Here is a 3,819-nt window from a genome sequence, read left to right on the forward strand (position 1 = left end):
GATACTTTTACAATGAAGAGTTTGATCCTGGCTCAGGATGAACGCTAGCTACAGGCTTAACACATGCAAGTCGAGGGGCAGCATGAACTTAGCTTGCTAAGTTTGATGGCGACCGGCGCACGGGTGAGTAACACGTATCCAACCTGCCGATGACTCGGGGATAGCCTTTCGAAAGAAAGATTAATACCCGATGGCATAGTTCTTCCGCATGGTAGAACTATTAAAGAACTTCGGTCATCGATGGGGATGCGTTCCATTAGGTTGTTGGCGGGGTAACGGCCCACCAAGCCTTCGATGGATAGGGGTTCTGAGAGGAAGGTCCCCCACATTGGAACTGAGACACGGTCCAAACTCCTACGGGAGGCAGCAGTGAGGAATATTGGTCAATGGACGAGAGTCTGAACCAGCCAAGTAGCGTGAAGGATGACTGCCCTATGGGTTGTAAACTTCTTTTATACGGGAATAAAGTGAGGCACGTGTGCCTTTTTGTATGTACCGTATGAATAAGGATCGGCTAACTCCGTGCCAGCAGCCGCGGTAATACGGAGGATCCGAGCGTTATCCGGATTTATTGGGTTTAAAGGGAGCGTAGGCGGACGCTTAAGTCAGTTGTGAAAGTTTGCGGCTCAACCGTAAAATTGCAGTTGATACTGGGTGTCTTGAGTACAGTAGAGGCAGGCGGAATTCGTGGTGTAGCGGTGAAATGCTTAGATATCACGAAGAACTCCGATTGCGAAGGCAGCCTGCTGGACTGTAACTGACGCTGATGCTCGAAAGTGTGGGTATCAAACAGGATTAGATACCCTGGTAGTCCACACAGTAAACGATGAATACTCGCTGTTTGCGATATACAGTAAGCGGCCAAGCGAAAGCGTTAAGTATTCCACCTGGGGAGTACGCCGGCAACGGTGAAACTCAAAGGAATTGACGGGGGCCCGCACAAGCGGAGGAACATGTGGTTTAATTCGATGATACGCGAGGAACCTTACCCGGGCTTGAATTGCAACTGAATGATGTGGAGACATGTCAGCCGCAAGGCAGTTGTGAAGGTGCTGCATGGTTGTCGTCAGCTCGTGCCGTGAGGTGTCGGCTTAAGTGCCATAACGAGCGCAACCCTTATCGATAGTTACCATCAGGTTATGCTGGGGACTCTGTCGAGACTGCCGTCGTAAGATGTGAGGAAGGTGGGGATGACGTCAAATCAGCACGGCCCTTACGTCCGGGGCTACACACGTGTTACAATGGGGGGTACAGAAGGCAGCTACACGGCGACGTGATGCTAATCCCTAAAGCCTCTCTCAGTTCGGATTGGAGTCTGCAACCCGACTCCATGAAGCTGGATTCGCTAGTAATCGCGCATCAGCCACGGCGCGGTGAATACGTTCCCGGGCCTTGTACACACCGCCCGTCAAGCCATGAAAGCCGGGGGTACCTGAAGTGCGTAACCGCAAGGAGCGCCCTAGGGTAAAACTGGTGATTGGGGCTAAGTCGTAACAAGGTAGCCGTACCGGAAGGTGCGGCTGGAACACCTCCTTTCTGGAGTGACGTCTCGACTCGATCGTTGGTTCTTGAAGTTATGCTTCCATAAGAACCTCTTGTACTGCGCGTACTTGTTTATTAAAATATACGAGAAAAGTAGAAGCCGAGCCGTAAGGCGAGGGTTTGACTGACAGTCCTATAGCTCAGTTGGTTAGAGCGCTACACTGATAATGTAGAGGTCGGCAGTTCAACTCTGCCTGGGACTACTTCAAAGTTGAAAGCTGAAAATTGAAAACTGAAAATCGGGAACTCTCCGGATTCTCCACTTTCCACTTTCCGTTTTCCACTTATAAGAAGGGGGATTAGCTCAGCTGGCTAGAGCACCTGCTTTGCACGCAGGGGGTCAACGGTTCGAATCCGTTATTCTCCACTCCGTTTTGATTATTGTTTTATAATTGAAACACCGTTCTTTGACATGATGTGACCAAAAAAAAGTAAAGTTAAAAGCTGAAAGTATATATCGACCATACGTGATCGGTAAGACAAAAAGTAAGTAAGGGCACATGGCGGATGCCTTGGCTCTCGGAGGCGATGAAGGACGTGATAAGCTGCGATAAGCTGCGGGTAGGTGCAAATGACCTTTGATCCGCGGATTTCCGAATGGGACAACCTGGTACTTTGAAGAAGTATCATCCTGCATTGCAGGAGGCTAACGCAGGGAACTGAAACATCTTAGTACCTGCAGGAAAAGAAAATAAACAATGATTCCCCCAGTAGTGGCGAGCGAACGGGGAATAGCCCAAACCATCCATGTTACGGCATGGGTGGGGTTGTAGGACCACGCCGTGGCAAGAAAGTTGGTGAGCAGAATGTTCTGGAAAGTACAGCCATAGAGCATGAGAGCTGCGTATGCGAAGCCAACCGAAGCCTAGTGGTATCCTGAGTAGCGCGGAGCACGAGGAATTCTGCGTGAATCTGCCGGGACCATCCGGTAAGGCTAAATACTCCCGAGAGACCGATAGTGAACCAGTACTGTGAAGGAAAGGTGAAAAGCACTTCGAACAGAAGAGTGAAATAGTTCCTGAAACCATGTGCCTACAAGCGGTCGGAGCACCTTCTGGTGTGACGGCGTGCCTTTTGCATAATGAACCTACGAGTTACTTTTTCCGGCGAGGTTAAGGATTTCAGATCTGCAGCCGAAGCGAAAGCGAGTCTGAACAGGGCGTATAGTCGGAAGGAGTAGACGCGAAACCAAGTGATCTACCCTTGGGCAGGTTGAAGGATGGGTAACACCATCTGGAGGACCGAACCAATAAGCGTTGAAAAGCTTCTGGATGACCTGAGGGTGGGGGTGAAAGGCTAATCAAACTTGGAGATAGCTCGTACTCCCCGAAATGCATTTAGGTGCAGCCTTGACTTATACTGGCATGAGGTAGAGCGACTGATAAGATGCGAGGGCTTCACCGCCTATCAAGTCTTGACAAACTCCGAATGCGTGTCAGTTCTATGTCAGGAGTGAGGGCATGGGTGCTAAGGTCCATGTCCTAAAGGAGAACAATCCGGACCAACAGCTAAGGTCCCGAAATGAATACTAAGTTGAACTAACGAAGTCAGATTGCTAAGACAGCTAGGATGTTGGCTTGGAAGCAGCCATTCATTTAAAGAGTGCGTAACAGCTCACTAGTCGAGGAGTTTGGCGTGGATAATAATCGGGCATAAGTATTCTACCGAAGCTTTGGGATGAGAAATCATCGGTAGGGGAGCATTCCACTCTGCGTCGAAGGTGAAGCGCGAGCTTTGCTGGAGCGTGTGGAAAAGCAAATGTAGGTATAAGTAACGATAAAGGGGGTGGGAAACCCCCTCGCCGAAAGACTAAGGTTTCCTGATCAACGCTAATCGGATCAGGGTAAGTCGGGTCCTAAGGCTCAGCCGAACGGCGAGGCCGATGGCAGAACCGGTTAATATTCCGGTACTACCTGTGGGAGTGACGTGGAGACGGAGTCGTGACAGCGCCGCGGACTGACGGAATAGTCCGTTGAAGGGTGTAGATGCTGATTGTTCCAGGCAAATCCGGAGCAAGAGTCGAACCTGACAGTATGGAGCGTTCTTAGAACAATCCAATAGTGCGTGTAATCATACTTCCAAGAAAATCCGCTAAACTTAATCCTGCAGGTACCCGTACCGCAAACGGACACACGTAGTCGGGTTGAATATACTAAGGCGCTTGAGTGATTCACGGTTAAGGAACTAGGCAAACTGACCCTGTAACTTCGGGATAAAGGGTCCTCGCTTTACGGCGAGGCGCAGAGAATAGGTCCAGGCAACTGTTTAACAAAAACA

General features: G+C 49.9%; 2 tRNA genes and 2 rRNA genes (1 of these 4 only partly in view). All 4 read left to right on the forward strand.

The window, feature by feature from the left end:
- The first annotated feature begins 9 nt into the window (after positions 1-9).
- Positions 10-1,536 (forward strand): 16S ribosomal RNA (locus DWZ03_RS19720).
- Positions 1,537-1,671: 135 nt separating this feature from the next.
- Positions 1,672-1,745, forward strand: a tRNA-Ile gene (locus DWZ03_RS19725).
- Positions 1,746-1,835: 90 nt separating this feature from the next.
- A tRNA-Ala gene (locus tag DWZ03_RS19730) sits at positions 1,836-1,909 on the forward strand.
- A 113-nt stretch (positions 1,910-2,022) separates the two neighbouring features.
- Positions 2,023-3,819, forward strand: a 23S ribosomal RNA gene (locus tag DWZ03_RS19735); its annotated part runs 1,049 nt beyond the window's last position; the annotation flags it as partial.

Origin of the sequence: Bacteroides sp. AF29-11 (assembly GCF_003602895.1) — a bacterium.
GTDB classification, from domain to species: domain Bacteria; phylum Bacteroidota; class Bacteroidia; order Bacteroidales; family Bacteroidaceae; genus Bacteroides; species Bacteroides uniformis.